General features: G+C 72.0%; 29 protein-coding genes. 12 read left to right on the top strand and 17 right to left on the bottom strand.

Translation table 11 applies throughout. The features are described 5' to 3' along the window. Positions 1 to 2: 2 nt before the first annotated feature. Entirely contained in the window at positions 3 to 440 is a 438-nt protein-coding gene (locus tag ACFV9H_RS27140; protein WP_385402970.1) for a hypothetical protein, read from the top strand. On the opposite strand, the gene mug is transcribed toward ACFV9H_RS27140, so the two are convergent. The 5 genes from mug to ACFV9H_RS27165 form a co-directional block, all read right to left on the bottom strand. After that, on the bottom strand, positions 437 to 982 hold the full coding sequence (gene mug, locus ACFV9H_RS27145; RefSeq protein ID WP_385403044.1) for a G/U mismatch-specific DNA glycosylase: 546 nt from the start codon (positions 980 to 982) through the stop codon (positions 437 to 439). The two genes, ACFV9H_RS27140 and mug, sit on opposite strands and share 4 nt — an antisense overlap. After that, a complete protein-coding gene (gene purB / locus ACFV9H_RS27150) occupies positions 979 to 2412 on the bottom strand; it encodes an adenylosuccinate lyase (RefSeq protein WP_385402973.1) in 1434 nt (477 codons plus the stop codon). The genes mug and purB overlap by 4 nt, the downstream gene beginning before the upstream one ends. A gap of 71 nt (positions 2413 to 2483) precedes the next feature. Then, entirely contained in the window at positions 2484 to 3275 is a 792-nt protein-coding gene (locus tag ACFV9H_RS27155) for an SGNH/GDSL hydrolase family protein (RefSeq protein ID WP_385402976.1), read from the bottom strand. A gap of 79 nt (positions 3276 to 3354) precedes the next feature. Next, entirely contained in the window at positions 3355 to 4380 is a 1026-nt protein-coding gene (locus ACFV9H_RS27160; protein WP_385402979.1) for a hemolysin family protein, read from the bottom strand. After that, the gene (locus ACFV9H_RS27165; RefSeq protein ID WP_385402982.1) at positions 4377 to 5717 is read right to left on the bottom strand and encodes a hemolysin family protein; all 1341 of its coding nucleotides are present in this window, start codon (positions 5715 to 5717) and stop codon (positions 4377 to 4379) included. Before ACFV9H_RS27165 ends, ACFV9H_RS27160 begins: the two co-directional genes overlap by 4 nt. 260 nt (positions 5718 to 5977) lie before the next feature. On the opposite strand from ACFV9H_RS27165, the gene ACFV9H_RS27170 reads away from it, so the two are divergent. Continuing rightward, positions 5978 to 6400: a GNAT family N-acetyltransferase gene (locus tag ACFV9H_RS27170; RefSeq protein WP_385402984.1), complete on the top strand. Its 423-nt coding sequence runs from the start codon at positions 5978 to 5980 to the stop codon at positions 6398 to 6400. A gap of 20 nt (positions 6401 to 6420) precedes the next feature. Here ACFV9H_RS27170 and bioD read toward each other — a convergent pair whose 3' ends face one another. From bioD to bioB, 3 genes are read right to left on the bottom strand one after another with little or no spacing between them, the layout of a single operon-like run. Next, positions 6421 to 7140 (bottom strand): dethiobiotin synthase, encoded by a 720-nt coding sequence (bioD, locus tag ACFV9H_RS27175; protein WP_385402986.1) that lies wholly within the window; start codon positions 7138 to 7140, stop codon positions 6421 to 6423. Between the two features lies 1 nt (position 7141). Next, a complete protein-coding gene (locus tag ACFV9H_RS27180; protein ID WP_385402989.1) occupies positions 7142 to 8461 on the bottom strand; it encodes an adenosylmethionine--8-amino-7-oxononanoate transaminase in 1320 nt (439 codons plus the stop codon). Then, positions 8454 to 9710, bottom strand: coding sequence for a biotin synthase BioB (gene bioB / locus ACFV9H_RS27185; protein WP_385402991.1), 1257 nt, complete (start codon positions 9708 to 9710; stop codon positions 8454 to 8456). Before bioB ends, ACFV9H_RS27180 begins: the two co-directional genes overlap by 8 nt. Before the next feature lie 174 nt (positions 9711 to 9884). Here bioB and ACFV9H_RS27190 point away from each other — a divergent pair, with 174 nt between their 5' ends. Further along, positions 9885 to 11057: an 8-amino-7-oxononanoate synthase gene (locus ACFV9H_RS27190; protein WP_385402993.1), complete on the top strand. Its 1173-nt coding sequence runs from the start codon at positions 9885 to 9887 to the stop codon at positions 11055 to 11057. On the opposite strand, the gene ACFV9H_RS27195 is transcribed toward ACFV9H_RS27190, so the two are convergent. Together ACFV9H_RS27195 and ACFV9H_RS27200 are read right to left on the bottom strand one after the other, a co-directional pair. Next, positions 11054 to 11281, bottom strand: a complete 228-nt coding sequence (locus ACFV9H_RS27195) for a DUF397 domain-containing protein (RefSeq protein WP_385402995.1) — start codon at positions 11279 to 11281, stop codon at positions 11054 to 11056. The genes ACFV9H_RS27190 and ACFV9H_RS27195 overlap by 4 nt on opposite strands. A gap of 12 nt (positions 11282 to 11293) precedes the next feature. Next, complete coding sequence (locus ACFV9H_RS27200) at positions 11294 to 12178, bottom strand: helix-turn-helix domain-containing protein (protein ID WP_385402998.1); 885 nt, start codon at positions 12176 to 12178, stop codon at positions 11294 to 11296. A gap of 197 nt (positions 12179 to 12375) precedes the next feature. On the opposite strand from ACFV9H_RS27200, the gene ACFV9H_RS27205 reads away from it, so the two are divergent. Next, the gene (locus ACFV9H_RS27205; RefSeq protein WP_385403000.1) at positions 12376 to 12831 is read left to right on the top strand and encodes an ATP-binding protein; all 456 of its coding nucleotides are present in this window, start codon (positions 12376 to 12378) and stop codon (positions 12829 to 12831) included. Between the two features lie 25 nt (positions 12832 to 12856). On the opposite strand, the gene ACFV9H_RS27210 is transcribed toward ACFV9H_RS27205, so the two are convergent. Continuing rightward, the gene (locus tag ACFV9H_RS27210; protein WP_385403003.1) at positions 12857 to 13249 is read right to left on the bottom strand and encodes a VOC family protein; all 393 of its coding nucleotides are present in this window, start codon (positions 13247 to 13249) and stop codon (positions 12857 to 12859) included. Between the two features lie 315 nt (positions 13250 to 13564). Between ACFV9H_RS27210 and ACFV9H_RS27215 the strand changes: the two genes are divergently transcribed. The 7 genes from ACFV9H_RS27215 to ACFV9H_RS27245 all read left to right on the top strand — a co-directional run bounded on the left by ACFV9H_RS27215 (position 13565) and on the right by ACFV9H_RS27245 (position 20001). Next, on the top strand, positions 13565 to 13867 hold the full coding sequence (locus tag ACFV9H_RS27215) for an urease subunit gamma (protein WP_385403005.1): 303 nt from the start codon (positions 13565 to 13567) through the stop codon (positions 13865 to 13867). A 15-nt stretch (positions 13868 to 13882) separates the two neighbouring features. Beyond that, complete coding sequence (locus ACFV9H_RS27220; protein ID WP_385403008.1) at positions 13883 to 14194, top strand: urease subunit beta; 312 nt, start codon at positions 13883 to 13885, stop codon at positions 14192 to 14194. Then, positions 14187 to 15908 carry an urease subunit alpha gene (locus ACFV9H_RS27225; RefSeq protein ID WP_385403010.1) on the top strand — a complete coding sequence of 574 codons (1722 nt, stop codon included), beginning with the start codon at positions 14187 to 14189 and terminating at the stop codon, positions 15906 to 15908. The genes ACFV9H_RS27220 and ACFV9H_RS27225 overlap by 8 nt, the downstream gene beginning before the upstream one ends. A gap of 13 nt (positions 15909 to 15921) precedes the next feature. Further along, positions 15922 to 16596: an urease accessory protein UreF gene (locus ACFV9H_RS27230; RefSeq protein WP_385403013.1), complete on the top strand. Its 675-nt coding sequence runs from the start codon at positions 15922 to 15924 to the stop codon at positions 16594 to 16596. A 19-nt stretch (positions 16597 to 16615) separates the two neighbouring features. Then, on the top strand, positions 16616 to 17311 hold the full coding sequence (ureG, locus tag ACFV9H_RS27235) for an urease accessory protein UreG (protein WP_385403016.1): 696 nt from the start codon (positions 16616 to 16618) through the stop codon (positions 17309 to 17311). 59 nt (positions 17312 to 17370) lie between these two features. Next, positions 17371 to 18138 (top strand): urease accessory protein UreD, encoded by a 768-nt coding sequence (locus ACFV9H_RS27240; protein WP_385403018.1) that lies wholly within the window; start codon positions 17371 to 17373, stop codon positions 18136 to 18138. Between the two features lie 246 nt (positions 18139 to 18384). Next, entirely contained in the window at positions 18385 to 20001 is a 1617-nt protein-coding gene (locus tag ACFV9H_RS27245; RefSeq protein WP_385403046.1) for an alpha/beta hydrolase, read from the top strand. Between the two features lie 28 nt (positions 20002 to 20029). Here ACFV9H_RS27245 and ACFV9H_RS27250 read toward each other — a convergent pair whose 3' ends face one another. The 6 genes from ACFV9H_RS27250 to ACFV9H_RS27275 all read right to left on the bottom strand — a co-directional run bounded on the left by ACFV9H_RS27250 (position 20030) and on the right by ACFV9H_RS27275 (position 25311). Then, positions 20030 to 20740, bottom strand: coding sequence for a lysophospholipid acyltransferase family protein (locus tag ACFV9H_RS27250; RefSeq protein ID WP_385403021.1), 711 nt, complete (start codon positions 20738 to 20740; stop codon positions 20030 to 20032). 113 nt (positions 20741 to 20853) lie between these two features. Next, positions 20854 to 21012 (bottom strand): hypothetical protein, encoded by a 159-nt coding sequence (locus tag ACFV9H_RS27255; RefSeq protein WP_385403024.1) that lies wholly within the window; start codon positions 21010 to 21012, stop codon positions 20854 to 20856. A gap of 32 nt (positions 21013 to 21044) precedes the next feature. Then, positions 21045 to 22001 carry a cytochrome c oxidase assembly protein gene (locus ACFV9H_RS27260; RefSeq protein WP_385403026.1) on the bottom strand — a complete coding sequence of 319 codons (957 nt, stop codon included), beginning with the start codon at positions 21999 to 22001 and terminating at the stop codon, positions 21045 to 21047. A gap of 103 nt (positions 22002 to 22104) precedes the next feature. Beyond that, a complete protein-coding gene (locus ACFV9H_RS27265) occupies positions 22105 to 23130 on the bottom strand; it encodes a 6-phosphofructokinase (protein WP_385403028.1) in 1026 nt (341 codons plus the stop codon). Between the two features lie 193 nt (positions 23131 to 23323). Continuing rightward, entirely contained in the window at positions 23324 to 24052 is a 729-nt protein-coding gene (locus ACFV9H_RS27270; protein ID WP_385403031.1) for a type 1 glutamine amidotransferase, read from the bottom strand. A gap of 20 nt (positions 24053 to 24072) precedes the next feature. Next, a complete protein-coding gene (locus ACFV9H_RS27275; protein ID WP_266669266.1) occupies positions 24073 to 25311 on the bottom strand; it encodes a MurT ligase domain-containing protein in 1239 nt (412 codons plus the stop codon). Between the two features lie 133 nt (positions 25312 to 25444). On the opposite strand from ACFV9H_RS27275, the gene def reads away from it, so the two are divergent. After that, positions 25445 to 26005, top strand: a complete 561-nt coding sequence (def, locus tag ACFV9H_RS27280; protein ID WP_385403035.1) for a peptide deformylase — start codon at positions 25445 to 25447, stop codon at positions 26003 to 26005. Positions 26006 to 26154: the final 149 nt, after the last annotated feature.

Consider the following 26154-nt stretch of genomic DNA (forward strand, 5'->3'; position numbering starts at 1 on the left):
GTATGACCACGGCAGAGCATCTCGACACGATCGACCGGCTCCGGGTGACGGAATTCCCGCCCGAGCCGGTCTGGTCCGGCGGGCAGAGCAGCGGCCCGGGTTACCACCTGGTCCCGGTCGGGCGGACCGCGGACTTCTGGGAGGACGGCGGTGCGGGCCGGAGCGAGGCGGCCGACCAGATCAATGCCGAATACGGGGCGCTGACCCAGGCCCTGACCGGCCGGTGGGGAGACCCGCAGGTCTTCAGTCTGGGATCGCTGAGGGCCCGCGGGTTCGACGGGGAGGAGATACCGGAGCCGTGGGACGAGTTGAGCAACAGCACCGACCATGTGCACCTGTGGAAGGCCGGCGATCACTGGCTCGTGTCCTACGTGGCGCAGTGGGACGAGGGCGACCCCTACCTGCTGATGGCAGGGGTCACGGTCATCGATCCGCCCTAGGCTTCGGAGGTTGTGGCGGCCGCGCGGAGGCGGGCGTACTCCTGGGCCATGGTCTCGGCGGTCCAATGGGCGTTGAGGCCGCTGGGGTTGGGGAGGGCCCAGACGCGGGTGGAGCCGATGGTCCGCTCCTGGGGGCCGATCTGCGCCTTCCGCTCGCCGAAGGCGGTGCGGTAGGCGGTGACGCCGACCACGGCGAGCCACTGGGGGCGGAGGAGTTCCACCTTGGCCGTCAGGATGCGGCCGCCTTCGCGGAACTCCTCGGCGCTGAGCTCGTCGGCGCGGGCCGTGGCGCGGGCCACGACGTTGGTGATGCCGAGCCGGTAGGTGAGCAACTCTTCCTGCTCGGAGGGGGCCAGCCGGCGCGGGGTGAAGCCCGAGAGGTGAAGGACGGGCCAGAAGCGGTTGCCGGGGCGGGCGAAGTGGTGGCCCGTGGCGGCGGAGAGGAGACCCGGGTTGATTCCGCAGAACAGGACACGCAGACCGCCCGCGACCACGTCCGGGAGGACGCGGTCACGGGCGGCGTTCAGCTCGTCGGGGGTCAGAGGATCGACCCCGGCGCGTACCCGGCGGCCTCCGGGTGCTGCTTGGTGATCGCCTCGATACGCGACACCACCGCCGCCACCTGGTCGCCCGCGGCGCCGGTGAAGGACAGCTTGTCGGCCATCAGCGCGTCGAGCTGCGCCCGGTCCAGCGGCATCCGCTCGTCGGCGGCCAGCTTGTCGAGGAGCTCGTTGCGCTCGGCGCCCTGCTCGCGCATGGCCAGGGCGGAGGCCACCGCGTGCTCCTTGATGACCTCGTGGGCGGCCTCGCGGCCCACGCCGGCCCGCACCGCGCCCATCAGGACCTTGGTGGTCGCGAGGAACGGCAGGTAGCGGTCCAGCTCACGGGCGACGACGGCCGGGAAGGCACCGAACTCGTCGAGGACCGTCAGGAAGGTCTCCAGGAGGCCGTCGAAGGCGAAGAAGGCGTCCGGCAGGGCCACGCGGCGGACCACGGAGCAGGAGACGTCGCCCTCGTTCCACTGGTCGCCGGCCAGCTCGCCGGTCATCGAGGCGTAACCGCGCAGGATGACCATCAGGCCGTTCACGCGCTCGCAGGAGCGGGTGTTCATCTTGTGCGGCATCGCGGAGGAGCCGACCTGGCCGGGCTTGAAGCCCTCGGTCACCAGCTCGTGGCCGGCCATCAGCCGGATCGTCTTGGCGATCGACGACGGGGCGGCGGCGAGCTGCACCAAGGCGGTGACCACGTCGTAGTCGAGCGAGCGCGGGTAGACCTGGCCCACCGAGGTGAAGGCCTGGGCGAAGCCGAGGTGGGTCGCGATCCGCTGCTCCAGGTCGGCCAGCTTGGCGGCGTCGCCACCGAGCAGGTCGAGCATGTCCTGCGCGGTGCCGACGGGGCCCTTGATGCCGCGCAGCGGGTAGCGGTCGAGCAGGTTCTCCAGGCGGTCGTAAGCGACGAGGAGTTCGTCGGCCGCGGTGGCGAAGCGCTTGCCCAGGGTGGTGGCCTGCGCGGCCACGTTGTGCGAGCGGCCGGCCATGACCAGCTCGGCGTGCTCGCCGGCCAGCTTGCCGAGGCGGGCGAGGACGGCGACGGTGCGGTCGCGGGCCAGCTCCAGGGAGAGCCGGATCTGGAGCTGCTCGACGTTCTCGGTGAGGTCGCGCGAGGTCATGCCCTTGTGGACGTGCTCGTGACCGGCGAGGTCGTTGAACTCCTCGATGCGGGCCTTCACGTCGTGTCGGGTGACCTTCTCGCGCTCGGCGATGGAGGCGAGGTCGACGGTCTCCAGGACGCGCTCGTAGTCGGCGAGGGCCGCGTCGGGGACCTCGATGCCGAGGTCCTTCTGGGCGCGCAGCACGGCGAGCCACAGCCGCCGCTCCAGCGTCACCTTGTACTCGGGGGACCACAGGACGGCGAGCTCCGCGGAGGCGTAGCGGCCGGCCAGGACATTGGGGATGCGGGGCTTGGCTGTCACGTGTAGGGATTCTACTTGGGCCCCGGCTGTGCGTTTACGCAGGTAGGGCCCCCGCTCCGGATTGTGCCTTGCTACGAGACCGGCGAGTCCTCGTACGGCGCGTACGGAAGCAGCTCCGGGCGCTTCGCCGGGCGTCCGTCCCCGGAGGAGCGGCCCGTCAGGCGGCGGCCGATCCAGGGGAGCAGGTGCTGCCGGGCGAAGCTCACGTCCTGGGCCCGGCGCACCGCCCACCCCGGGGGCGCGGCCGCGGGAAGTTCGGCGCGCCAGTCGTGCTCGGCGGGCAGGCCCAGCGTCTGCCAGACGGCCTCGGCGACCCGACGGTGGCCCTCGGCGGTCAGGTGCAGCCGGTCCACGTCCCACATGCGCTGGTCGCCGAGCGCGGGAGCCCCGTACAGGTCGACCACCAGGGCGCCGTGCCGCGCCGCGAGCTCCTCGATGATGACGAAGAGCTCCTCCATGCGGGGGCGGAAGCGCTCCATCACCGGCCCGTTGCGCCCCGGGGAGCGCATGAGGACCAGGTGCTTGCAGGAGGGCGCGAGGAGTTCCACGGCCGCCTCCAGGTGTGCCCGGACGTGGCCCATGTCCACCTTGGGGCGCAGGGTGTCGTTCAGCCCGCCCACCAGGGCCACCACGTCGGCGCCCATCGCGGCCGCCACCTGAGCCTGCTCCTCGGCGATCTGCCCGATGAGCTTCCCGCGCACCGCGAGGTTGGCGTAGCGGAAGCCCGGCTCGCGCGCCGCCAGGCGGGCGGCCAGCAGGTCGGCCCAGCCCCGGTAGGAGCCGTCGGGGAGCAGGTCGGACATGCCCTCGGTGAAGGAGTCGCCGACCGCGACGAAACTGGTGTAGCGCGCATTCATCTCCATGGCGGAGTGATGTTACCGCGCGGTACCCCGGCCCCGCAGGGCCGGGGAGCGCAATCCGCAAACCGCCTTCGCGCCGCCCCTATGTGGATGTCGGGCGGCTGAACAGCTCGCGCAGCACGTCCTCCATCGTCACCAGGCCCGTCATCGCGCCGTCCGGCCCGAGCACCGCCGCCAGGTGCGTGCGGCTGCGCCGCATCGCGGTCAGCACGTCGTCCAGCGGGGTCTCCGCCCGGATCTGCGCGATCGGCCGCAGAGCCGTGACCGGGAACGGCTCGTCGCGCTGGTCCGGCTCGGCGTCCAGAGCGTCCTTGACGTGCAGGTAGCCCAGGATCCGGCGGTGGGCGTCGACCATCGGGAAACGGGAGTAGCCGGACTCCGCCGACAGCCGCTCCAGCCCGGCCGGCGTGATGCCCTCCTGGGCCGGGACCACCCGGTCCGCGGGCAGCACCACGTCGGTGACCGGCCGACGGCCCAGTTCCAGGGCGTCGTGCAGCCGCTCGCTCGCCCGGTCGTCGATGAGCCCCGCGTCACTGGAGTCCTTGACGATCCGCGCCAGCTCGTCGTCCGAGAAGCTCGCCGAGACCTCGCCCTTCACCTCCACCCGCAGCAGCCGCAGCAGCGCGTTGGCGAACGCGTTGATCGCGAAGATCACCGGCCGCAGCGCCCGCGTGAGGGCCACCAGCGGGGGCCCCAGGAGCAGTGCGGTGCGCACCGGCTCGGCCAGCGCCACGTTCTTCGGCACCATCTCGCCGAAGAGCATGTGCAGGTACGTCGCCAGGGCCAGCGCCACGGCGAAGGAGATCGCGTGCGTCACGCCGCCCGGCACCCCGACGAGGTCGAACAGCGGGGCCAGCAGGTGCGCGATGGCCGGTTCGGCCACCACACCCAGCACCAGGGTGCACAGCGTGATGCCCAGCTGGGCCGCCGCCATCAGCGCCGACACGTGCTCCAGGCCCCACAGGACCGCGCGGGCCCGCCGGTCGCCCTGTTCGACGTACGGCTCGATCTGGCTGCGCCGCACCGAGATCAGCGCGAACTCCGCGCCGACGAAGAAGGCATTGACGACGAGGGTCGCCAGGCCGATCAGAAGCTGGATCGCGGTCATCGGGCCCCCTCCCCACCCCTGTCCTGGTCGGACTCGGACGGCACGTGCAGCAGCACCCGCGCGGCCCGTCGCCCGCTGGCGTCCACGACGTCCAGCCGCCAGCCGCCCATCTCCAGGCTGTCGCCGACCATCGGGATCCGGCCCAGCTCGGTCGCTATCAGCCCGGCCAGGGTCTCGTACGGCCCTTCGGGCACGCGCAGTCCGATCCGCTGGAGCTGGTCGGTGCGCGCGGCGCCGTCGGCGGAGTAGAGCGCGCGCCCGTCGGCGTCCGTGCCGGCCGGAGCCAGGTCCGGGGTCTCGTGCGGGTCGTGCTCGTCGCGGACCTCGCCGACGACCTCCTCGACGATGTCCTCCAGCGTGGCCACGCCGGCCGTGCCGCCGTACTCGTCGATGACGACGGCCATCGTCTGCTTTCCGGACAGCCGGTCCAGCAGGCGGTCCACCGTCAGCGACTCCGGTACGAGGAGGGGCGCGCGCAGCAGCTGCGACACGGGGTGGCGGTGGCGCTCCTCGGCGGGCAGCGCCAGCACGTCCTTGATGTGGACGGTGCCGACGACCGTGTCGAGGCTGCCCTGGTAGACCGGGAAGCGGGACAGGCCGGTGGCCAGCGTCGCGTTCGCCACGTCCTCGGCGGTGGTCTGCACGTCGAGGGCGGTGACCTGGACGCGCGGGGTCATCACGTTCTCCGCGGTCAGGTCGGCGAGGTTCAAGGTACGCACGAACAGCTCGGCGGTGTCCTTCTCCAGCGCGCCCGCCCTCGCGGAGTGCCGCGCCAGGGCGACCAGCTCCTGCGGGGTGCGCGCGGAGGCCAGCTCCTCGGCCGGCTCCAAGCCGAAGCGGCGGACCATGTGGTTCGCGGTGGTGTTCAGATGGCTGATCAGGGGCCTGAAGGCCCGGCTGAACACCCGCTGCATGGTCGCCACGCGCTTGGCGATGGCCAGCGGCGAGGAAATCGCCCAGTTCTTCGGCACCAGCTCGCCGACGACCATCAGGACGACGGTCGACAGCACGGTGCCCAGGACCAGCGCGGTGGAGGACGCGGCCCCGGCGGACAGCCCCATGGCCTTGAACGGGCCCTCGAGCAGGGCCGCGATCGACGGCTTGGAGATCATGCCGATGACCAGGCCGGTCACGGTGATGCCGAGCTGGGCGCCGGAGAGCTGGAAGGTCAGGGTCCGCACGGCGGCCAGGGCGCTGTCCGCCCCGCGCTCGCCGCGCTCGACGGCTCGTTCGAGTTCGCTGCGCTCGACGGTGGTCAGCGAGAACTCGGCCGCCACGAAGACCCCGCAGGCAATGCAGAGCAGCAGTGCCACGACGAGCAGGAGCACCTCGGTCATCGGTCGATCACCTCCGTCCCATGATCGGCCAGGAGGAGGGGGACCGCGCGATGTCGCGAACGGGTGGGTCGTGGACTGGGAGGCTCGCCCATGGGCGGACGCTCACACCTTTCAATCAGGGTCGTTCGGCGGGGATTGCTTGCACTACATCGTAAAGGAAGGGCAAAGGGAGCGGATCATCCTTTTGGTGGAGCCCCGCCGGGTCCCGAAGGGCGGAACTCGGTGGCGGGCCACCGCCCGGGCGTGCTTGGCTCCCGATCATGACCGAGCTGAACATACGGGCCGCCGTGCCGGCCGACGCCGAGAACGTGCTCGTCTTCTGGAAGGAAGCCGCAGAGGGCACGTCGATCACGGACGACGTGGACGGCGTGACACGGCTCGTCACGCGGGATCCCGAAGCCCTGATCCTCGCGGAGTCCGACGGGCTCCTCGTCGGCTCCGTGATCGCGGGCTGGGACGGCTGGCGCGCCTCCCTGTACCGGCTGGCCGTGCTGCCCTCCCACCGCCGGCAGGGGATCGCCGGCGCGCTCCTCGAAGCGGCCGAACGGCGCTTCGTCGCCGTCGGGGGCCGACGCGGGGACGCCATGGTCCTCGAGGCGAACGAAAGGGCGCACCGGGTGTGGGCCGCGGCCGGCTACCACCGTCAGGAGCGCTGGCGGCGCTGGGTGAAGCCGTTCGCGTAGGCCGGGAAACCGGCGAGCCGTTACGCCGGCCAGGCCGTCAGGAACGACGCGGCCGACCACGTGCCCGAGAGGGCGGGCGAGAGCCAGCCGGGGGCCGAGGCTCGGAACTCTTCCGGCGCCAGGCCGCCCGAGCCCTCGGGGACCGCGCCCAGGAGGGGCAGGGCCGAGGACGCCGGGAGGTCCGCCAGGTTGCAGCGGGCGGCGAGGTCCGGGGTCGCGGGCCAGCTGCCCACCACCACGCCCAGCCCGGTCAGCTCCCGCGCCCGCAGGGCCTCCGCGGTGAGGGTGGTGGAGTTGAGGGTGCCGAGGCCCGCCGCGGCCACCACCAGGACCGGGGCGTCGAGGAGGCGGGCGGCGTCCGCCAGGGTGTGGCCCGCCTCGTCGAAGCGGACCAGCAGGCCGCCCGCGCCCTCGACGAGGACCAGGTCGTGGGAGCGGGACAGCCGACGAGCGGCCTCCGCGATCCGCTCCGGGGAGACCGTGGGCAGGCCCGCACGGCGGGCGGCCGTGTCCGGGGCCAAGGGCTCCGGGTAGCGGGCCAGTTCCACCGCCGTGACGGAGGGGCCGGCCAGCCGGACCGCCTCGGCGGCGTCCCCAGGCTCCTGCGGGCCGACACCCGTCTGCGCGGGCTTGAGCACCGCCACCGAGCGGCCGGCCGCCACCGCGGCGGCCGCGATCGCCGACGTGACCACGGTCTTTCCGACCTCGGTACCGGTGCCGGACACGACCAGTACGGACATCTCAGCCTTCCTCGGCCGCCGCGCGCACCGCACGGCAGATGCGGGCCACGTCGCCGTCGCCCGTGACGAACGGCGGCATGGTGTAGATCAGGTCCCGGAACGGGCGCAGCCACACGCCCTCCCGCACGGCCGCCCGGGTGGCGGCCGCCATGTCGATCTCGTGGTCCAGCTGGACCACGCCGATCGCGCCCAGGACGCGTACGTCACGCACCCCGGGCACCGCGGACACGTCCGCCAGGCCTTCGCGCAGGCCCGCCTCGATCCGCTTGACCTCCGTCGGCCAGTCCTGGCCGAGCAGCAGGTCGATGGAGGCCAGCGCCACGGCCGTCGCGAGCGGGTTGCCCATGAAGGTCGGCCCGTGGGCCAGGACCGGGACCTCGCCCTGCGAGATTCCGTCCGCCACCCGCTCCGTGCACAGGGTCGCGGCGAGGGTGAGGTAGCCGCCGGTCAGCGACTTGCCCAGGCACATGACGTCCGGGGTGATCCCCGCGTGGTCGGCGGCGAACAGCGCGCCCGTGCGGCCGAAGCCCGTCGCGATCTCGTCCAGCACGAGGAGCACGCCGTACTCGTCGCACAACTCGCGCAGCACCCGCAGGTAGCCCGGGTTGTGGAAGCGCATGCCGCCCGCGCCCTGAACCACCGGCTCCACGATGACGGCGGCCAGCTCGTCGGCGTGCGCGGCGATCAGGGTGCGCAGGTGGTCGACGTACGCCGGGTCGACGGGGGTGTCGAAACCGCCGGGCGGAGCGTCCGCAAAGACCTGCCTCGGCAGGTGCCCCTGCCACAGCTCGTGCATGCCGCCGTCGGGGTCGCACACGGCCATCGGCTGCCAGGTGTCCCCGTGGTAGCCGCCGCGCCAGGTCAGCAGCCGGGTCTTGCCCGTCCGGCCCAGCGAACGCCAGTACTGCAGGCACATCTTGACCGCGACCTCGACGGACACCGAGCCCGAGTCGGAGAGGAAGACGTGCTCCAGCCCCGCCGGGGTGATCTCGACGAGCTTCGCGGCGAGCCGGACGGCGGGCTCATGGGTGAGCCCGCCGAACATCACGTGTGACATGCGGCCCAGCTGCGTGGTGGCGGCCTCGTTCAGCACCGGGTGGTTGTAGCCGTGGATGGCCGACCACCAGGAGGACATGCCGTCGACGAGCTCCTCGTGACCCTGCCCCTGCGAGGGCACGGCGAGCCGCAGCCGAACCCCCGAGGCGGAGGCGATGACCAACGGCTCCTGTCGCCCGGGCATCGGGCCGTACGGGTGCCAGACGTGCTGCCGGTCCAGCGCGAGGAGCTCCGCGCCGGCCGACAGCGGGTGCTGATCAGGCATTGGGGGCGATGTCCGTCCCCGCGCCGCGGCGGCGCACCGCCACCAGGTCCGAGCGCACCTCGCCGGCCTCGGCCTGAGCCGGTACGGGCGCCGCTTCCGCCTCCGCGTGTCCGGAGTGCCCGGAGCAGCCGCCGCACGCCGAACCGCAGCCGGCCTCGGCGGAGTCGGCGGAGCCCGCGGAACCGCAGACCGAGGCGCCGCCGTGCGAACCGCAGCCGCCGGCCGAGGCGGCCGCCGCCACGTCGGCGCGGTGCGCGGGCAGGGTGGTGGTACCGGCTCCCTCCACCTCGAAGCCGGCGTCGGCGATCATGTCGAGGTCGGCCTGGCCGGCCTGGCCCTCACTGGTGAGGTAGTCGCCGAGGAAGATGGAGTTGGCGATGTGCAGCGCCAGCGGCTGCAGCGAGCGCAGGTGCACCTCGCGGCCGCCGGCGATCCGGACCTCCACGTCGGGGCAGACGAACCGGACCATCGCCAGGATCCGCAGGCAGCGCTGCGGGGTGAGGTTCCACTCCTTGGCCAGCGGGGTGCCCTCGAAGGGGATCAGGAAGTTGACCGGCACGGAGTCCGAGTCCAGCTCGCGCAGCGAGTAGACGACGTCGACCAGGTCCTCGTCGCTCTCGCCCATGCCCGCGATCAGACCCGAGCAGGCCGACAGGCCCGCCGCGTGCGCCTTCTGCACCGTGTCCACGCGGTCCGCGTAGGTGTGCGTCTTGGTGATGGCGCCGTAGGTGGCCTCGGAGGTGTTCAGGTTGTGGTTGTACGCGTCGGCGCCCGCGTCCCGCAGCTTCTCGGCCTGGCCGTCCGCGAGCAGGCCGAGGCACGCGCAGACCTCGACGCCCTCGTTCTGCTCCTTGATCGCCGCGATGGTCTTGCCGACGCGCTCCACGTCCCGGTCCGTCGGACCGCGGCCGCTCGCGACCAGGCAGACCCGCTTCGCGCCGCCCGCGACACCCGCGGCGGCGGCCTGGGAGGCCTCCTCGGGCTTCAGCCACGTGTACTTGAGGATCTCGGCCTTCGACCCCAGGCGCTGGGAGCAGTACGAGCAGTCCTCCGGGCACAGGCCCGACTTCAGGTTGACCAGGTAGTTCAGCTTGACCCGACGCCCGAACCACTGGCGGCGCACCTTGCCGGCCGCGGCCACCACGTCGAGCAGTTCGTCGTCGGAAGTCGCCAGAACGGCGAGTGCCTCTTCGCGGGTCGGCAGCTCGCGCCGCAGCCCCTTTTCCACCAGGGTGTTCAGCAGGTCCATGACGCCGATCCTGGCCTACACGACCACTCCCGGCCAAGGAGAGATCGCACAACATGGCCGGATGAGAGTGTGTGTATCGCCACACCTGACCCGCAAGTAACGGCGGCTAGGGTCGGGCAGGTCTGTGGACTGCCGACAAAACGCGAGGACCTGCCGATGCCGCCGATGGTGCCGATGCCCCAGCACACACCCGACCCCGTGGACGTCTTCGCCTGGATCGACGCCGCGGAGAGCGCCCGTGCGCAGGCCGGTCTCGTCCGGACGCTGCGCCCGCGGCCGGAGACGTCGCCGCTGTTGGACCTCGCGAGCAACGACTACCTCGGCCTGACCCGACACCCCGAGACCGTCCGCGGCGCCCGGGAGGCGGCCGAGCGCTGGGGCGCCGGCGCCACCGGCTCCCGGCTCGTCACCGGCACGACCGAGCTGCACGCGGAACTGGAAAGCGAACTCGCCGCCTTCTGCGGGTTCGAGGCCGCGCTGGTCCTCTCCTCCGGATACGCGGCGAACCTCGCCGCCGTCACCGCGCTGAGCGACCGCGGCACGCTGGTCGTCTCCGATGCCGGGAACCACGCCTCGATCGTCGACGGCTGCCGTCTGTCGCGGGCCGAGACCGCGGTGATCCCGCACTCCGACCCCGACACCGCGCGCAAGACGCTCGCCGCGCACGAGGGCCGGGCGCTGCTGGTCAGTGACTCGGTGTTCTCGGTGGACGGCGACGCCGCCCCGCTCGCCGCCTACGCCGCCGCCGCCCGGGACGAGGGCGCGGCCCTGGTCGTGGACGACGCCCACGGGCTCGGCGTGCTGGGCGAGGGCGGCCGGGGCGCGCTGTACGCGGCCGGGCTCGCGGGCGCGCCCGGGGTGGTCGCCACCCTGACCCTCTCCAAGTCGCTGGGCAGCCAGGGCGGAGCCGTACTCGGCCCGGCCAAGGTCATCCGGCACCTGGTCAACACCGCGCGCACCTTCATCTTCGACACCGGGCTGGCCCCGGCCGCCGCGGGCGCGGCACTGGCGAGCCTGCGCCTGCTCCGGCGGGAGCCGGAGCGCGCGGACCGCGCCCGCGAGGTGGCCGCCCAGTTGTACGGGCGGCTCACCGCGTCCGGCCTGACCGCGGCCCGGCCGGACGCGGCCGTGGTGTCGGTTCGGGCCCCGTCGGCCTCGGCGGCACTGCAGTGGGCCGCCGACTGCCGCGAGGCAGGTCTGTCCGTGGGGTGCTTCCGACCGCCGTCGGTGCCGGACGGTATTTCCCGGCTGCGGTTGACCGCCCGGGCGGATCTCACGGGGGACGAGATCGACCGGGCCGTCGGGACGATCCTGCGGACCGCTCCGGCCGGAGCCACGGACCGCTAGGGCGTCGAGGGGACGTCCGCCCGTACCTGTGCGAGGAAGCCGTCCCAGGCCGGCCCGGTGAAGAGCACGGCCGGGCCTTCCGTCCGCTTGGAATCACGGACGGCCAGCAGGCCGCCGCCGAGGACGGCCGTTTCCACGCAGTTGTTCATTCCGGTGCTGCGGCTGCTCCGCCGCCACCGCGCGCTGTTCAGAAGTCCGCTGGTCGATAAGGGGGTTGCGGACACGGGGGTGCCTCCTTACGCGTCGTCAGCGAGGGCGCTGATGAGATCCGACGAGTCCTGGGGCGGGAGGGCGTGCGCCTGGATGGTGCGGAACGCGGCGCTGTACGCCTCTAGGTCTTCCTTCCGCTCCAGATAGAGGCTACTCGTCAAATGGTCGAGTACCACCACATCCAGATCGGCGATGTTCGGAAATGAGAAAATGACGAACGGTCCGGTGAGGCCGAGATGGCCCCCCACGCTGAACGGCAGCACCTGGAGACGCACTTGGGGCAGCCGAGCCACCTCCACCAGATGCCGCAGCTGCTGCGCCATCACCCCGGCCCCACCGATCTGCCGGCGCAGCACCGCCTCGTCCAGTACGGCGCTCAGCTCCAGCGGCGGATCGGCCCGCAGCACCGACTGCCGGGCCAGCCGTACGTCGACCAGCGCGTCCACCTTCGGCTCGGGGAGCCCGCCCAGCGCGGCCCGGGTCACCGCCCGGGCGTACCCGGGGGTCTGCAGCAGCCCGGGCACCACGGACAGTTCGACGGTGCGGGCCGACCGGGCGCCCGCCTCCAGGCTGATGAAGTCCCGGTACTCCTGCGGCAGCAGCCCCCGGTAGTCGTGCCACCACTGACGGCCCCGCCCGGTGTCGTCGCCCGGTCCGGGGCCCGCGGCCGAGACGGACAGCGCCTCCAGCAACGCGCGCTGCTCGGGGCTGACGATCTCCCCGTAGGCGTCGAGCAGCAGACGGATGTCCTCGGGCTTCACACCGCTGCGGCCTGTTTCGATGCGGCTGATTTTCGACTGGTGCCATCCCACGATCCGGGCCGCCTCACCACTGGTGAGTCCGGACCGGTCACGAAGGGCACGCAGTTCCTCGCCGAGCTTGCGCCGACGCACCGCGGGACCGTGCTGCACACCCGCCTCCTTCCACCGGCACAGCTCGCACCAGTCTGCCGTCCAAATACGCTCTTCCGTAGCAGAGTTCACCGCATCGAGCGACAGATATATGCATATCTTGGGGGAACGGCGGATGTGGCGGCGTGAGGGGTGGCACTCTGGCGTCCAGCACAGATCCGGGGCGGCTCGACCCCGGTGGGAAAGGGACCGTCGCCATGGCAGATCACCAGGAAGCATCCGTCACTCTGCCGAGCGATCCCGCCTCGGTCGCCACTGCCCGCCGCTACGTCGCGGAGGTGCTGAGCGAATGGGGGCTTCCCGATGACGCGGACGCCGCCGACAGCGTCCGGCTGATCGTGTCGGAGCTCGCCACCAACGCCGTACAGCACACTTTCGGCCAGTCGCCCACCTTCACCATCGACGTCCGGTTGGAACGGGAGGAGTGGCTGCGGGTCGGCGTGACCGACAGCCACCCGCGCTGGCCCAAGCGCCTCCCGGCCGCCGTCCAGCAGGACAACGGCCGGGGCATGGTCATCATCCGCTGGCTGACCGCGGAGGCGGGCGGCCGGCTCTCGGTCACCCCCACCGAGGACGGCGGCAAGACGGTGTGGATCGCCCTGCCGTGGACCATCGGAGCCGGCGCTCAGGCGAAGACCCCCACCGGCTGCTGATCGTGACCCGCGGCTGACGTCCGCGTCAGGAGACGGCGCGCTCCGCCGCGCTGCGCTCGATGCACAGCTCGTTGCCCTCCGGGTCGGCGAGCACGACCCAGCCCAGGACGCCGTCCTGCGCGCGCTGGTCGTCGACGATCCGCGCCCCGAGCCCGACCAGACGCTCGACGGTCTCGTCCCGGGTGCCGGTGGGCGGCTGGATGTCCAGGTGCACCCGGTTCTTGACGGTCTTGGCGTCCGGCACCCGGATGAACAGCAGGCCGGGCACGTTCGGCTGCCCCGGGTCCAGCAGGATCTCGTCGTCACCCACCTCGTCGTCCGGGTGGATCGGGAAGCCGGTCACCGCGGACCAGAACTCGGCGACCTTGTAGGGGTCGTGCGCGTCGAAGGTGATGTGCCGGACGGGGTTGACGAACATGTGTCTCCTCTTTGGGCATTCCGAGTGTTCATCCGTATACGGAACGGCGATCCGCGGGCAACCGGATTGAACCGGGTACCTGCCGGAAACGTGGGTTAACTCAGCGGAAAAGCAGGGCCCCTAGCGTGGGGTCAGGTTCGTCCGCCAAAGATCACCCATGGTCCGGTAAAGCGGTGGTGGTCGGGACGGAAAGCCTTCTTCTGCGTTGGGCAAGACACGCTTGGCACGGATACGCGCAGGTCAACAGAGTGTTGACGGCCGCTAGGGTCGCCCAGGCACAAAAGTTGATCTTGTCCCGGAAACTTGGTGATACGTGTGCAACTGACACCGCACGAGCAGGAGAGACTGCTCATCCACGTCGCCGCCGACGTGGCCGAGAAACGGAAGGCGCGCGGGGTCCGTCTCAACCATCCCGAGGCGATCGCGCTGATCACGTCGCACATCCTCGAAGGGGCCCGCGACGGCCGGACCGTGGGCGAGCTGATGGCCTCCGGCCGCACCGTCCTGAGTCGCGAGGAGGTCATGGAGGGCATCCCCGAGATGATCCACGACGTCCAGGTCGAGGCGACCTTCCCGGACGGCACCAAACTCGTCACCGTCCACGACCCGATCGTCTGAAGGGGCGTTACCCGCATGATCCCCGGCGAGATCGCCTACGGGGACGGACCGGTGCTCCTCAACGAGGGTCGCCCCGTCACCCGCCTCACCGTGCTCAACGCCGCGGACCGGCCCGTCCAGGTCGGCTCCCACTACCACTTCGCCGAGGCCAACCCCGGCCTCGAATTCGACCGGCTCGCCGCCCGCGGACTGCGCCTCGACATCGCCGCCGGCACGGCCGTCCGCTTCGAGCCGGGCATCCCGGTCGCGGTGGACCTCGTCCCCCTGGGCGGACTGCGCACCGTGCCGGGGCTGCGCGGGGAGACCGGAGGGCCGCTCGATGGCTGAGATCTCCCGGCAGGTGTACGCCGACCTCTTCGGGCCAACCGCCGGTGACCGGATCCGGCTGGCCGACACCGACCTCTTCGTCGAGATCGAGCAGGACCTCGCCGGCGGACCCGGGCGGGCCGGCGACGAGGCCGTCTTCGGTGGCGGCAAGGTGATCCGCGAGTCCATGGGCCAGGCCCGCACCACCCGGGCCGAGGGCGCCGCCGACACGGTGATCACCGGGGTCGTCGTCCTCGACCACTGGGGCATCGTCAAGGCCGACGTGGGCATCCGCGACGGCCGGATCTGCGGCATCGGCAAGGCCGGCAACCCTGACACCATGGACGGGGTGGACCCCGCACTCGTCATCGGCCCCGAGACCGAGATCATCGCGGGCAACGGGAAGATCGTCACCGCCGGAGCCATCGACGCCCACGTGCACTTCATCTCGCCGACGATCGTGGACGAGGCGCTCGCTTCCGGGATCACCACCCTCGTCGGCGGCGGCACCGGACCGGCCGAAGGCACCAAGGCCACCACCGTCACCCCCGGACCCTGGCACCTGGCCCGGATGTTCGCGGCGCTGGAGGCCCACCCGGTCAACATCGGCCTGCTCGGCAAGGGCAACACCACCTCGCGCGAGGCCATGCACTCCCAACTGCGCGGCGGCGCCCTCGGTTTCAAGATCCACGAGGACTGGGGTTCCACCCCCGCCGTCATCGACGCCTGCCTGGGCGTCTGCGAGGAGACCGGCGCCCAGGTCGCCATCCACACCGACACCCTCAACGAGGCCGGCTTCGTCGCCGACACCCTCGCGGCCATCGCCGGGCGGACCATCCACTCGTACCACACCGAGGGCGCCGGGGGCGGGCACGCACCCGACATCATCACCGTGGTCTCCGAGCCGAACGTCCTGCCCAGCTCCACCAACCCCACCCGGCCGCACACCGTCAACACCGTCGAGGAGCACCTCGACATGCTGATGGTCTGCCACCACCTCAACCCGGCCGTCCCCGAGGACCTCGCCTTCGCCGAATCCCGCATCCGGCCCTCGACCATCGCCGCCGAGGACGTCCTGCACGACCTCGGGGCCATCTCCATCATCTCCTCCGACTCGCAGGCCATGGGGCGGGTCGGCGAGGTCGTGCTGCGCACCTGGCAGACCGCCCACGTGATGAAGAAGCGGCGCGGCTTCCTGTCCGGCGACGGACCCGCCGACAACCACCGGGCCCGCCGCTACGTCGCGAAGTACACGATCAACCCCGCCGTGGCCCAGGGGCTCGCCCGCGAGATCGGCTCCGTCGAGACCGGCAAGCTCGCCGACCTCGTGCTGTGGAACCCCGCCTTCTTCGGGGTCAAGCCCGAACTGGTCATCAAGGGCGGCCAGATCGCCTACGCGCAGATGGGCGACGCCAACGCCTCCATCCCCACTCCGCAGCCCGTCCTGCCGCGCCCGATGTTCGGCAGCCACGGCCGCGCGCCCGCCCTGAACTCGCTCAACTTCACGGCGCAGGCCGCCCTCGACGACGGACTGCCCGAACGGCTCGGCCTCGGCAAGCAGTTCACGGCCATCGAGAGCACCCGCAAGGTCGGCAAGGCGGACATGCGCAACAACGACGCCATGCCGAGGGTCGAGGTCGACGCCGACACCTTCACCGTCACCATCGACGGCGAGGCCGTGGAACCGGCGCCCGCGACCGAACTGCCCATGGCCCAGAGATACTTCCTCTTCTGATGGGCGTCCCTCGATGAGCCTTGCCGCACTGCTCGTCCTCGCGGACGGCCGCTTCCCCGCCGGGGGCCATGCCCACTCCGGCGGGGCCGAGGCCGCCTGCAAGGCGGGCCGGATCCACGACGCCGCCACACTGGAGGACTTCTGCCGGGGCCGGCTGCACACCTCCGGGCTCACCGCCGCCGCACTCGCCGCGGCCGCCGCCCTCGGGCTCGACCCGGCGGAGCTCGACGCCGCCGCCGACGCCCGCACCCCCGCGCCCGCACTGCGCACCGCGGCCCGGCGGCTCGGTCGGCAGCTGCTGCGCGCCGCCCGGGCCACCTGGCCCGCGCCCGAACTGGACGCGCTCGCCGCGGCCTTCCCGCGCGGCGCCCACCAGCCCGTGGTGCTCGGCGTCACCGCCCGGGCGGCCGGGCTCGGGCCGCTCGACGCCGCGCACGTGGCGGCGTACGAGAGCGTCGGCGGTCCGGCCACCGCGACCGTGCGGCTGCTCGGCCTCGACCCCTTCGAGGCCAGCGGGGTGCTGGCCCGGCTCGCCCCCGACCTCGACGCCGTCTCCGCCGAGGCGGCCGGAGCCGCACTGCTGGCCCGCACTGAGGGCCTGGACGCGCTGCCCGCCGCCTCCTCACCGCTGCTGGACATCTCGGCGCAGGCCCATGCCGACTGGCCGGTACGCCTCTTCGCTTCCTGACCCCCCAAGGAGACACCCCGTGCACCTCGACCACGCCGTGACCTACCCCCACCGGCACACCCACGGCGCCGCCCCGCTACGGCCCGACGGCAGCCGGCGCGCCCTGCGCATCGGCCTCGGCGGACCCGTCGGCTCCGGCAAGACGGCCACCGTCGCGGCCCTCTGCCGGGCCCTGCGCGGCGAGCTCTCGATGGCCGTCGTCACCAACGACATCTACACCCGGGAGGACGCCGAGTTCCTGCTCCGCGAGGCCGTCCTGCCGCCCGAGCGGATCACCGCCGTCGAGACCGGAGCCTGCCCGCACACCGCCATCCGCGACGACATCTCCGCGAACCTGGAGGCCGTCGAGGAACTGGAGGAAGCCTTCCGTGAGAGCGGCCCGCTCGACCTGATCCTCGTCGAGTCCGGCGGGGACAACCTCACCGCCACCTTCTCCCGGGGCCTGGTCGACGCCCAGATCTTCGTCATCGACGTGGCCGGCGGCGACGACATCCCGCGCAAGGGCGGCCCCGGCGTCACCACCGCCGACCTCCTCGTCGTCAACAAGACCGACCTCGCCCCCCACGTCGGATCCGACCTGGGCAGGATGGCCCGCGACGCCGCCGAGCAGCGCGGTGAACTGCCCGTCGCCTTCCAGTCGCTGCGCGGCCCCGAAGGGGTGGCCCCGGTGGCCGACTGGGTGCGCGAGCGGATCGCCGCCTGGGTCGTACGGTGACCAGCGCGCCCCCAGTCTCCGCGCCCGCCTTGTCCCCGCGCGTCGTCTCCCCGCCCGCCGTGTCCACGCCCGCAGCGGGCGTGCGGGCCACCGCCCGCATCCGCGCCACCGCCGACGGGCGGGGCGGCACCGCCCTGCCGCTGCTGTCCGGGGAAGGGCCGCTCGCGCTGCGCCGCACCCGGGGCGCCCGAGGCGAGGCCGGCGTGATGCTGGTCGGCGCGATGAGCGCCCCGCTCGGCGGGGACCACCTCACCGTCGAGGCCGCCGTCGGGCCCGGGGCGAGCCTCGCGCTGGGCTCGGCGGCGGCCACCCTGGCACTGCCCGGCCGGGGCGGCGAGCCCGCGCGGTACGACGTGGGGCTGACCCTGGAGGACGGGGCGTCGGTGCGCTGGCTGCCGGAGCCGCTGGTCTCCGTACGCGGCAGTGAGCTGCGGGTGCGCACCCGGGTCCGACTGGCCCCCACCGCCCGGCTGCTGCTGAGGGAGGAGCAGGTGCTCGGCCGCCACGGAGAAGCGCCGGGCCTGCTGCGCAGCCGCCTCACCGTCACCCGGGGCGGGCGGCCGCTGCTGGACCAGGAGCTCGCCTGCGGACCGGGCGCGCCCGGCGGCTGGGACGGCCCGGCGGGCCTCGCCGGGCACCGGGCGCTCGGTCAACTCCTCGTGGTGAACCCCGATTTCGCGGAGCGGCCGCCCGCGGCCGGGATGCTGGGGGAGTTCGCGGCGGTGACCGCGCTGGCCGGCCCCGCCGTGCTCGTCACGGCCCTGGCCCCGGACGCACTCGCGCTGCGTGCGCTGCTCGACGCGGCCCGAGCGTCCTACGCCTGGTGACCACGGGGCGAACACGGGACGAAGCAGACACCGCTCAGCGGTACACACCTCGCCGGTTATCGGGTTGGCAAAGAACCTGATCCCGCTCTGTCGCCAACTCCCGGTAAGGCGCAAGGATCCCCCTGCACACGGACGGCCGAATCCGGTCGTCGGTGCCGTATCTGACGCAGGGGGATCAACCACGTGATACGCAACGCGGCGCTGGGGAGCGCCGCCACACTGATCACCGGCACGCTGGCGGCGAGCATGCTGCTGGCCACGCCGGCCTCGGCGGCCACCGCCGGCCGTGACAACGGGGTCCCGGAGGCGCTGGGCGTTCAGCTCGCCGCCGCCCGCGCCGCCCGTACCGGGATCGACTGGAAGGACTGTCCCGCCGACTGGGGCTACGCGGCCCCGATCCAGTGCGGCTGGGTCAAGGTCCCGCTCGACTACGCCAAGCCCTTCGGCAAGACCATCGACATCGCGGTCGACCGCGCGGTCAGCACCGGCACCAAGGAGGAGCGTCAGGGCGCGCTCGTCTACAACCCCGGCGGTCCCGGCGGTTCGGGCATGCGCTTCCCGCGCCGGTCCACCACCAAGAGCCCGCTGTGGGTCAACACCGCCAAGGCGTACGACTTCGTGGGCTTCGACCCGCGCGGTGTCGGGCACTCGGCGCCGATCTCCTGCATCGACCCGCAGGAGTTCGTGAAGGCCCCCAAGGCCGACCCGGTCCCGGACACCGCGGCCGACAAGAGCGCCCAGCGCAAGCTCGCCGCGGAGTACGCGGACGGCTGCAAGGAGCGCAGCGGCGAGATGCTGCCGCACATGACCACGCCGAACACCGCGCGCGACCTGGACGTCATCCGCGCCGCCCTCGGTGAGAAGAAGCTGAACTTCCTCGGCGTCTCCTACGGCACCTACATCGGCGGGGTCTACGCGACCCTGTTCCCGACCCACGTGCGCCGCATGATCGTCGACAGCGTGGTCGACCCGTCGACGGACAACATCTGGTACGAGGCGAACCTCGGCCAGGACGTCGCCTTCCAGATGCGCTGGAACGACTGGCAGGACTGGGTCGCCAAGAACGACGCGGTCTTCCACCTCGGCGACACGCGCGCCAAGGTCGAGGCCAAGTACCAGGAGCTGCGCGCCAAGGCCAAGGCCAACCCGCTCGGCGGGGTCGTCGGCCCGGCGGAGCTCATCGGCTTCTTCCAGGGCGCCCCGTACTACGACTCCTCGTGGGTGCCCGTCGCCCAGACCTTCGCCGCCTGGGCGGCCGGTGACGAGCAGGCGCTGATCGACGCCATCGCCCCGGACATGACGGACATCGCGGGCAACGCGGCCTCGGAGAACGGCAACGCCGTCTACACCGCGGTCGAGTGCGCCGACGCCAAGTGGCCCACCAGCTGGACCAAGTGGGACCGGGACAACACCAAGCTGCACGAGAAGTACCCGTTCCTGACCTGGTCCAACGCGTGGATGAACCTGCCCTGCGCGACCTGGAAGTCCAAGCAGCACAACCCGATCGAGGTCGGCGCGAGCGCCAAGCGCGGTCTGCCGCCGGTGCTGATCGTCCAGGCCGAGCGTGACGCGGCCACGCCGTACAAGGGCGGGGTCGAGCTGCACCGCCGCCTCGGCGGATCGCGCCTGATCACCGAGCAGAACGCCGGCTCGCACGGTGTCACCAGCCTGGTGAACCCCTGCATCAACACGCGGGTCGACGCCTACCTGCTGACCGGCAAGGTCGACGCCCAGGACGTGACGTGCGCCCCGCACGCCACCCCGGTCGCCCCGGCCGCCGCTGCCGCGCGGTCGCTTTCGTCCGACGTCGCGCAGGAGAACTCGGTGTTCCCCGCGCCGGAGGAGCTCCCGGCCGTCCGTTAAGGCCCGGAAGCAGTGAGTGGGAGAAGGCTCAGCGCCCCGAGCGCCGGGCCTTCTTCCGCGCTTCCTCCTCCTCGGCCTTGACCTCGGCCGCGTACCGGTCGACGTACTCCTGGCCGGACAGTTCGAGGATCGCGTACATGATCTCGTCCGTGACGGCCCGCAGAACGGCCCGCTCGTTCTCCAGCCCCGCGTACCGGGAGAAGTCCAGCGGCCGGCCGAAGCGGATCGTCACCCGCCGGATGTTCGGGATCTTCTGCCCGGGCGGCTGGATCTCGAAGGTGCCCACCATCGCGCACGGCACGACCGGCACCCCCGCGCGCAGCGCCATCGCGGCCACGCCCACCTTGCCCTTGTAGAGCCGCCCGTCGTGGGAGCGCGTGCCCTCCGGGTAGATGCCCAGCAGCTCGTCCTTGGCCAGTACCCCCAACCCCTCCCGCAGGGCGGCCTGCCCGGCGTCCTTGCCGGAGCGGTCCACCGGGATCTGCCCGGCGCTGCGGAAGAAGGCGGCGGTCAGCCGCCCCTTGACCCCGGGGCCGGTGAAGTACTCGGCCTTCGCGAGGAAGGTGATCCGCCGCTTGAGGATCGCGGGCATCAGGAAGTGGTCGGAGAACGACAGGTGGTTGCCCGCGACGATCGCGGCCCCCTCGGTGGGGATGTTCTCCAGGCCCTCGATCCGGGGCCGGAACAGCAGCCTCAGCAGTGGGCCGAGCAAGACGTGCTTGAGCAAGTGGTAGAACACCAGGCCGCTCCCGTCGATGTCCCGTTGTCATGGTCATCGTACGGACAGTCAGTGCCGCGGCGGCAGCTCGGGGACACCTTGATCGCACACTGTCTTGATCGAAACGGTCTTCGTCAGGTGTTGCGAGAAGCCGCCATGCCGGCGGTCAGCAGCCCCAGCACCACCCAGCCGAACCACAGCCAACCATTGCTGCCGAGGGCCACGGAGTACGTGGCGACGGCCACCAGGGCGGCGAAGGTCAGGACGGCCATCGCCTTCACGGATCCGGTCATGCCCCATGGTGGCGCGCGAAGGTGCTCCCGCGCTACTGGCCACGCGCGCGAAGCGAGGCGAGATACGAGTTGTACGCCGCCAGCTCCTGATCGCCGTCCCGGTCGGCGGCCCGATCGGAGCGCTTCGCCGCCCGCTGCTCGGAGTGGTACCACTGGTACATCAGCGCGATCAGTACGAGCACCGAGGGGATCTCGCTGAAGGCCCAGGCGATGCCGCCGCCCCACTGCTGGTCGAGCAGCGGGTCGATCCGGAGCGAGGCCGGCGGGTTCGCGTACGTCGTGATCATCGGCTCGCTCGCCATCATCAGGGCGATGCCGAAGAAGGCGTGGAAGGGCATGCCCGCGAACAGCTCCAGCATCCGCATCACGTAGCCGGGACGGTGCGGGCCCGGGTCGACGCCCATGATCGGCCAGAAGAAGACGATGCCCACCGCGAGGAAGTGGACCATCATCGCGATGTGCCCGGTCCGGCTGCCCATCAGGAAGTCGAAGAGCGGGGTGAAGTACAGGGCGTAAAGGCTCGCGATGAACATCGGGATCGTGAAGGCCGGGTGCGTGATGATCCGCATGTACCGGCTGTGCAGCAGCATCAGCAGCAACTCGCGCGGACCCTTGTGGCCGCGCGCGGCGGGCGGCAGGGCACGCAGCGCCAGCGTCATCGGCGCCCCGAGCAGCAGCAGGATCGGAGTGATCATGCTGATCACCATGTGCTGGACCATGTGCACGCTGAACATGACCATGCCGTAGTCGTTCAACTTGGTGCACATCACCAGGACCACGGTCAGCACGCCGATCGTGAAGGCGATCGTCCGCCCGAGCGGCCAGGAGTCCCCGCGGCGGCGCAGTCGCAGCACGCCCCACCCGTACAGGGCGAGCCCGAGCAGCGAGCCGAACAGGAAGAAGGAGTCGAAGGAGAACTCCAGCCCGCGTCCGAGAGTGAAGGGCGGCAGGTCCATGTTCATGTCCATGCCGTGCCCGCTGTGATCCATCTGTTCACTCCCTTGACCGTGGTGCCCCACCACAGTAGTGCCGCCCCCGGACGCAGCTGCGCGCGGGGGCGGCATCAGGGCAAAACGGGCGCCCGAAAGGGCGTCACAGAACCGTCTGGGCCTCGTCGTAGCGCTGCGCCGGGACCGTCTTGAGGGTCGAGGTCGCCTCGGCGAGCGGCACCATCACGATGTCCGTGCCGCGCAGCGCGGTCAGCATGCCGAACTCGCCCCGGTGCGCGGCCTCCACGGCGTGCCAGCCGAAACGGGTGGCCAGCACCCGGTCGTACGCGGTGGGCGTGCCGCCGCGCTGGACGTGGCCCAGGATCACCGGCCGGGCCTCCTTGCCCAGACGGTTCTCCAGCTCCACGGCGAGCCGGTTGCCGATGCCGGCGAAGCGCTCGTGGCCGTACATGTCGACGCCGCCCTCCTCCAGCTCCATCGAGCCGGGCCGAGGCTTGGCGCCCTCGGCGACCACGACGATCGCGAACCGCTTGCCCGCAGAGAAGCGCTCGCCGACGATCGCCGTCAGCTCGTCGATGTCGAAGGGACGCTCCGGCACGACGATCGCGTGCGCGCCGGCGGCCACGCCCGAGTGCAGCGCGATCCACCCGGTGTGGCGGCCCATGACCTCCACGACCATCACGCGCTGGTGGGACTCGGCGGTGGTCTTCAGTCGGTCCAGCGCCTCGGTGGCGACCCCGACGGCCGTGTCGAAGCCGAAGGTGACGTCGGTGGAGGCGATGTCGTTGTCGATGGTCTTCGGGACGCCCACGATCGGCAGCCCGGCCTGGGAGAGGAGGTTCGCCGCCTTCAGGGTGCCCTCGCCGCCGATCGGGATGATGGCGTCGAGACCCAGGTCGGCGACGTGGCCGCGGGCGCGCTCCACACCGTCGCGCAGGTGCGCGGGCTGGACCCGGGAGGAGCCGAGGATGGTGCCGCCGCGGGCCAGGATGCCGGCCACGGCGTCGAGGTCGAGCTTGCGGTAGTCCGCCTCCAGCAGGCCCTTCCAGCCGTCGAGGAAGCCGATCACCTCGTCGCCGTGGTCCACGACGGCGCGGTGCACGACGGAACGGATGACGGCATTGAGGCCGGGGCAGTCGCCACCGGAAGTGAGCACACCTATGCGCATGGCAGGAAAGACCTTTGCAACGTGGGCCGACGACCGGACCACGTCGTCCGGTTGGAACTACCCGTCACCCTACAAGCGGAAGGAGGGTGGACTGAACCATCCTCCACATGCTGGTCCCACTGGTCGTGCGAACGCACGTCGGCCCGGTTCCCACCAGGGGAAACCGGGCCGAACGTCTGGTGCGGGGGCGGCTCTACGCGGGCTGCGTCGCCGCGGCGATGCGCTCCGCGCGCAGCGCCTCGTACCACCGGTCGTCTATGGGCGGCAGCGCGTTCACGTCGAGGGCCAGCTTGAGCAGCAGGTCCGCGACCTGCGGGTTGCGGGCCATCACGGGGCCGTGCATGTACGTGCCGAACACCGTGTCGTTGTACGCGCCTTCGGTGCCGTCGCCGGTGCCGTTGCCGCGGCCCATGGTCACCCGGGCGAACGGCTTCGCCGTCGGGCCGAGATGGGTGACGCCCTGGTGGTTCTCGAAGCCCGTCAGCTGCGGCAGGCCGAGCCGCGGGTCGATGTCCGCCAGGACGTCGCCGACGCACCGCTCGCCCTCACCGCGCACGGTGACGACGTCCAGCAGGCCCAGGCCCTCCTGGCGCTGGCCCATGTCGTTGACGAACTCGTTGCCGAGGATCTGGTAACCGGCGCAGACGGAGAAGACGATCGCCCCGTTCGAGACGGCCCGCTCCAGACCGCCGTCGCGCAGCAGGCGCTCCGCGGCCAGTCGCTGCGGCCGGTCCTCGCCGCCGCCGATCAGATAGATGTCACCCGAGGTGGGGATGGGCTGGTCACTGCGCACGTCCACGCGCTGCACGTCCAGGCCGCGCTGGCGCGCCCGGCGCTCCACCACGAGGGCGTTGCCCTGGTCTCCGTACGTGCTCAGCAGGTCGGGGTAGACCCACACCAGACGCAGGCTGTTGTCGCTCATGCTCTCTGTCCTTGAGGGTGCTAGTTGCCGACGCGGCGGCGGACGTCCTGGAAGGCGGTGTAGTTCGCGATGAGCTCGATCTGGCCGGGCGGCGCGAGCTGCACGGCCTCGTCGAGGGTCTCGCACACCCGGAAGTCCAGCCCCGCGACCTCCAGGCGGACCGCCAGGTCCAGCTTGCGGTCGCCGATCACGAAGATCGGGTGGCCGGCCAGCCGCGGGTAGTCCACGTCCCACAGCCAGGAGGTGTCGGTGCCGTCGGCGCCGCGCGCGTTCACCGAGAGGATCACCGGCGTGGGCGGGGGATCGATCAGGGAAAACGTTTCGAGCCAGCCCGCCGGGTTCTTCGCGAGCAGCAGCCGCAGCTCACGGCCCTGGAAGTTCACCACGTCGTAGCGGCCGGCGACGGCCTGCACCTGGTACATCCGCTCCAGCGCGACCTGCGGCGGCACGCCGAAGACGGCGGCGACGGCGGCCGAGGTGGCGGCGTTCGCCTTGTTGGCGCGGCCGGGCAGCTGGAGGTGGATCGGCCAGGCCGAACCGTGCGGGTCCAGCACGTGGTCACCCGAGAGCACCCAACTCGGGGTGGGGCGCCGGAAACCGCACTCGCCGCAGAACCAGTCGTCGCCGGGGCGCTGCATGACGCCACCGCAGGAGGGGCACGACCAGGCGTCGTCCTTCCACTCCTGGCCGGCCGCGACCCACACCACGTTCTGCGAGGAGGAGGCGGACCAGACGATCAGCGGGTCGTCGCAGTTCGCGACGATGACCGCCTTCGAGCCCTGGAGGCCCTCGCGCCACTTCTCCGCGAGCATGCGGGTCTCGGCGGCGCGGTCCAGCTGGTCGCGGGAGAGGTTCAGCAGGGCGATCACCTTGGGGGTGACGTCCCGGGCCACGCCCGCCAGGTACTTCTCGTCGACCTCGATGACGCCGTACTTGGCGTCCGAGCCGCCGGCGAGGGCCGAGGTGATGCCGGCCGGCATGTTCGCGCCCAGCGCATTGGAGACGACCGGACCGCTGGCCCGCAGGGCCTCCGCGATGAGCCGGGTCGTCGTGGTCTTGCCGTTCGTCGCGGAGACGAGGACGACATCGAGATGCTGCGCGAGCGCTCCGAGGAGATCGGGGTCGAGTTTGAGCGCGACCTTGCCCCCGATCACCGATCCGCTTCCGCGTCCCGCGGCCCGCGACACCGCCGCCGCGGCCTTGCCCGCCGTCACGGCCAGCTTGGCCCGCGGCGAAAGCGGCTCCGTGTTGCCTGCCATCGTCCCTTGTCCTCCTTGCGTCGACCGGCCCCAGCCTATCCAGTACCTGCCGGGGCCTTGACCGCGGCGCCCCCGCGCCATGGCAGATCTCCTCATATATTCGCCCGTCACACCCCGTCGTACCCTTACGGCCATGCGACAGCGCTCCCTCCCCGGTACCACCGGCCACGTCCGCCCCATGAGCCTCCTGGGCGATCAGGTGCTCCATTCCGCTTGTGCGGAGGTCACCGAATTCGGCCCGGAACTCGACCGGCTCATCGAGGACATGTTCGCGACGATGTACGCGGCCGAGGGCGTCGGCCTCGCCGCGAACCAGATCGGCGTGGGGCAGCGGGTGTTCGTGTACGACTGCCCGGACGACGAGGACGTCCGGCACGTCGGGCACGTGGTGAACCCGCGGTTGGTCTCCGCGGACGGGGACGAGTTCCTCGGGCCCGAGGGTTGCCTGTCGCTGCCGGGGCTGGAGGCGGGCACGGCGCGGTTCGACCGGGCGGTCGTGGAGGGGGTCACCTCGGACGGAGCGGCCGTGCGGATCGAGGGGACGGGGTTCTTCGCGCGGTGCCTGCAGCACGAGTGCGATCACCTGGCCGGTGCGGTGTACGCGGACCGCGTGACGGGGCTCCGAGCCCGTCGCCTGCGGCGCGCCATCCGCAAGACCGCGTGGGGCACGGCAGCGGCTTGGCCCCCCGCCTGATCCCTTCCGCTGCGCGGCCGCCTGCGCTGCGCGGCTGCTCCTGCCCTTGCTGCGCGACGGCTTTCGCTCTGCAGGTGTCGGCTTGGCTCCGCCAGGTGCAGCGGCTCCGCCGGGAAACACCCAGCCCCTCCGGCGTTTGAGGAGCGGGG

Source organism: Streptomyces sp. NPDC059874, from assembly GCF_042731135.1.
Lineage (GTDB): Bacteria > Actinomycetota > Actinomycetes > Streptomycetales > Streptomycetaceae > Streptomyces.

Bases quoted from the DNA above. Each gene is read 5' to 3' on its own strand.
- ACFV9H_RS27220 (WP_385403008.1), top strand. From the start codon at position 13,883: ATGATCCCCGGCGAGATCGCCTACGGGGACGGACCGGTGCTCCTCAAC.
- ACFV9H_RS27230 (WP_385403013.1), top strand. From the start codon at position 15,922: ATGAGCCTTGCCGCACTGCTCGTCCTCGCGGACGGCCGCTTCCCCGCC.
- ACFV9H_RS27155 (WP_385402976.1), bottom strand. From the start codon at position 3,275: ATGGAGATGAATGCGCGCTACACCAGTTTCGTCGCGGTCGGCGACTCC.
- def (WP_385403035.1), top strand. From the start codon at position 25,445: ATGCGACAGCGCTCCCTCCCCGGTACCACCGGCCACGTCCGCCCCATG.
- bioD (WP_385402986.1), bottom strand. From the start codon at position 7,140: ATGTCCGTACTGGTCGTGTCCGGCACCGGTACCGAGGTCGGAAAGACC.
- ACFV9H_RS27190 (WP_385402993.1), top strand. From the start codon at position 9,885: ATGCCCCAGCACACACCCGACCCCGTGGACGTCTTCGCCTGGATCGAC.
- ACFV9H_RS27245 (WP_385403046.1), top strand. From the start codon at position 18,385: ATGCTGCTGGCCACGCCGGCCTCGGCGGCCACCGCCGGCCGTGACAAC.
- ACFV9H_RS27275 (WP_266669266.1), bottom strand. From the start codon at position 25,311: ATGGCAGGCAACACGGAGCCGCTTTCGCCGCGGGCCAAGCTGGCCGTG.
- ACFV9H_RS27210 (WP_385403003.1), bottom strand. From the start codon at position 13,249: ATGTTCGTCAACCCCGTCCGGCACATCACCTTCGACGCGCACGACCCC.
- ACFV9H_RS27265 (WP_385403028.1), bottom strand. From the start codon at position 23,130: ATGCGCATAGGTGTGCTCACTTCCGGTGGCGACTGCCCCGGCCTCAAT.
- ACFV9H_RS27140 (WP_385402970.1), top strand. From the start codon at position 3: ATGACCACGGCAGAGCATCTCGACACGATCGACCGGCTCCGGGTGACG.
- ACFV9H_RS27205 (WP_385403000.1), top strand. From the start codon at position 12,376: ATGGCAGATCACCAGGAAGCATCCGTCACTCTGCCGAGCGATCCCGCC.
- ACFV9H_RS27225 (WP_385403010.1), top strand. From the start codon at position 14,187: ATGGCTGAGATCTCCCGGCAGGTGTACGCCGACCTCTTCGGGCCAACC.
- ACFV9H_RS27165 (WP_385402982.1), bottom strand. From the start codon at position 5,717: ATGACCGAGGTGCTCCTGCTCGTCGTGGCACTGCTGCTCTGCATTGCC.
- ACFV9H_RS27270 (WP_385403031.1), bottom strand. From the start codon at position 24,052: ATGAGCGACAACAGCCTGCGTCTGGTGTGGGTCTACCCCGACCTGCTG.
- ACFV9H_RS27170 (WP_385402984.1), top strand. From the start codon at position 5,978: ATGACCGAGCTGAACATACGGGCCGCCGTGCCGGCCGACGCCGAGAAC.
- bioB (WP_385402991.1), bottom strand. From the start codon at position 9,710: ATGGACCTGCTGAACACCCTGGTGGAAAAGGGGCTGCGGCGCGAGCTG.
- ACFV9H_RS27255 (WP_385403024.1), bottom strand. From the start codon at position 21,012: ATGACCGGATCCGTGAAGGCGATGGCCGTCCTGACCTTCGCCGCCCTG.
- ACFV9H_RS27180 (WP_385402989.1), bottom strand. From the start codon at position 8,461: ATGCCTGATCAGCACCCGCTGTCGGCCGGCGCGGAGCTCCTCGCGCTG.
- ACFV9H_RS27160 (WP_385402979.1), bottom strand. From the start codon at position 4,380: ATGACCGCGATCCAGCTTCTGATCGGCCTGGCGACCCTCGTCGTCAAT.
- ACFV9H_RS27260 (WP_385403026.1), bottom strand. From the start codon at position 22,001: ATGGATCACAGCGGGCACGGCATGGACATGAACATGGACCTGCCGCCC.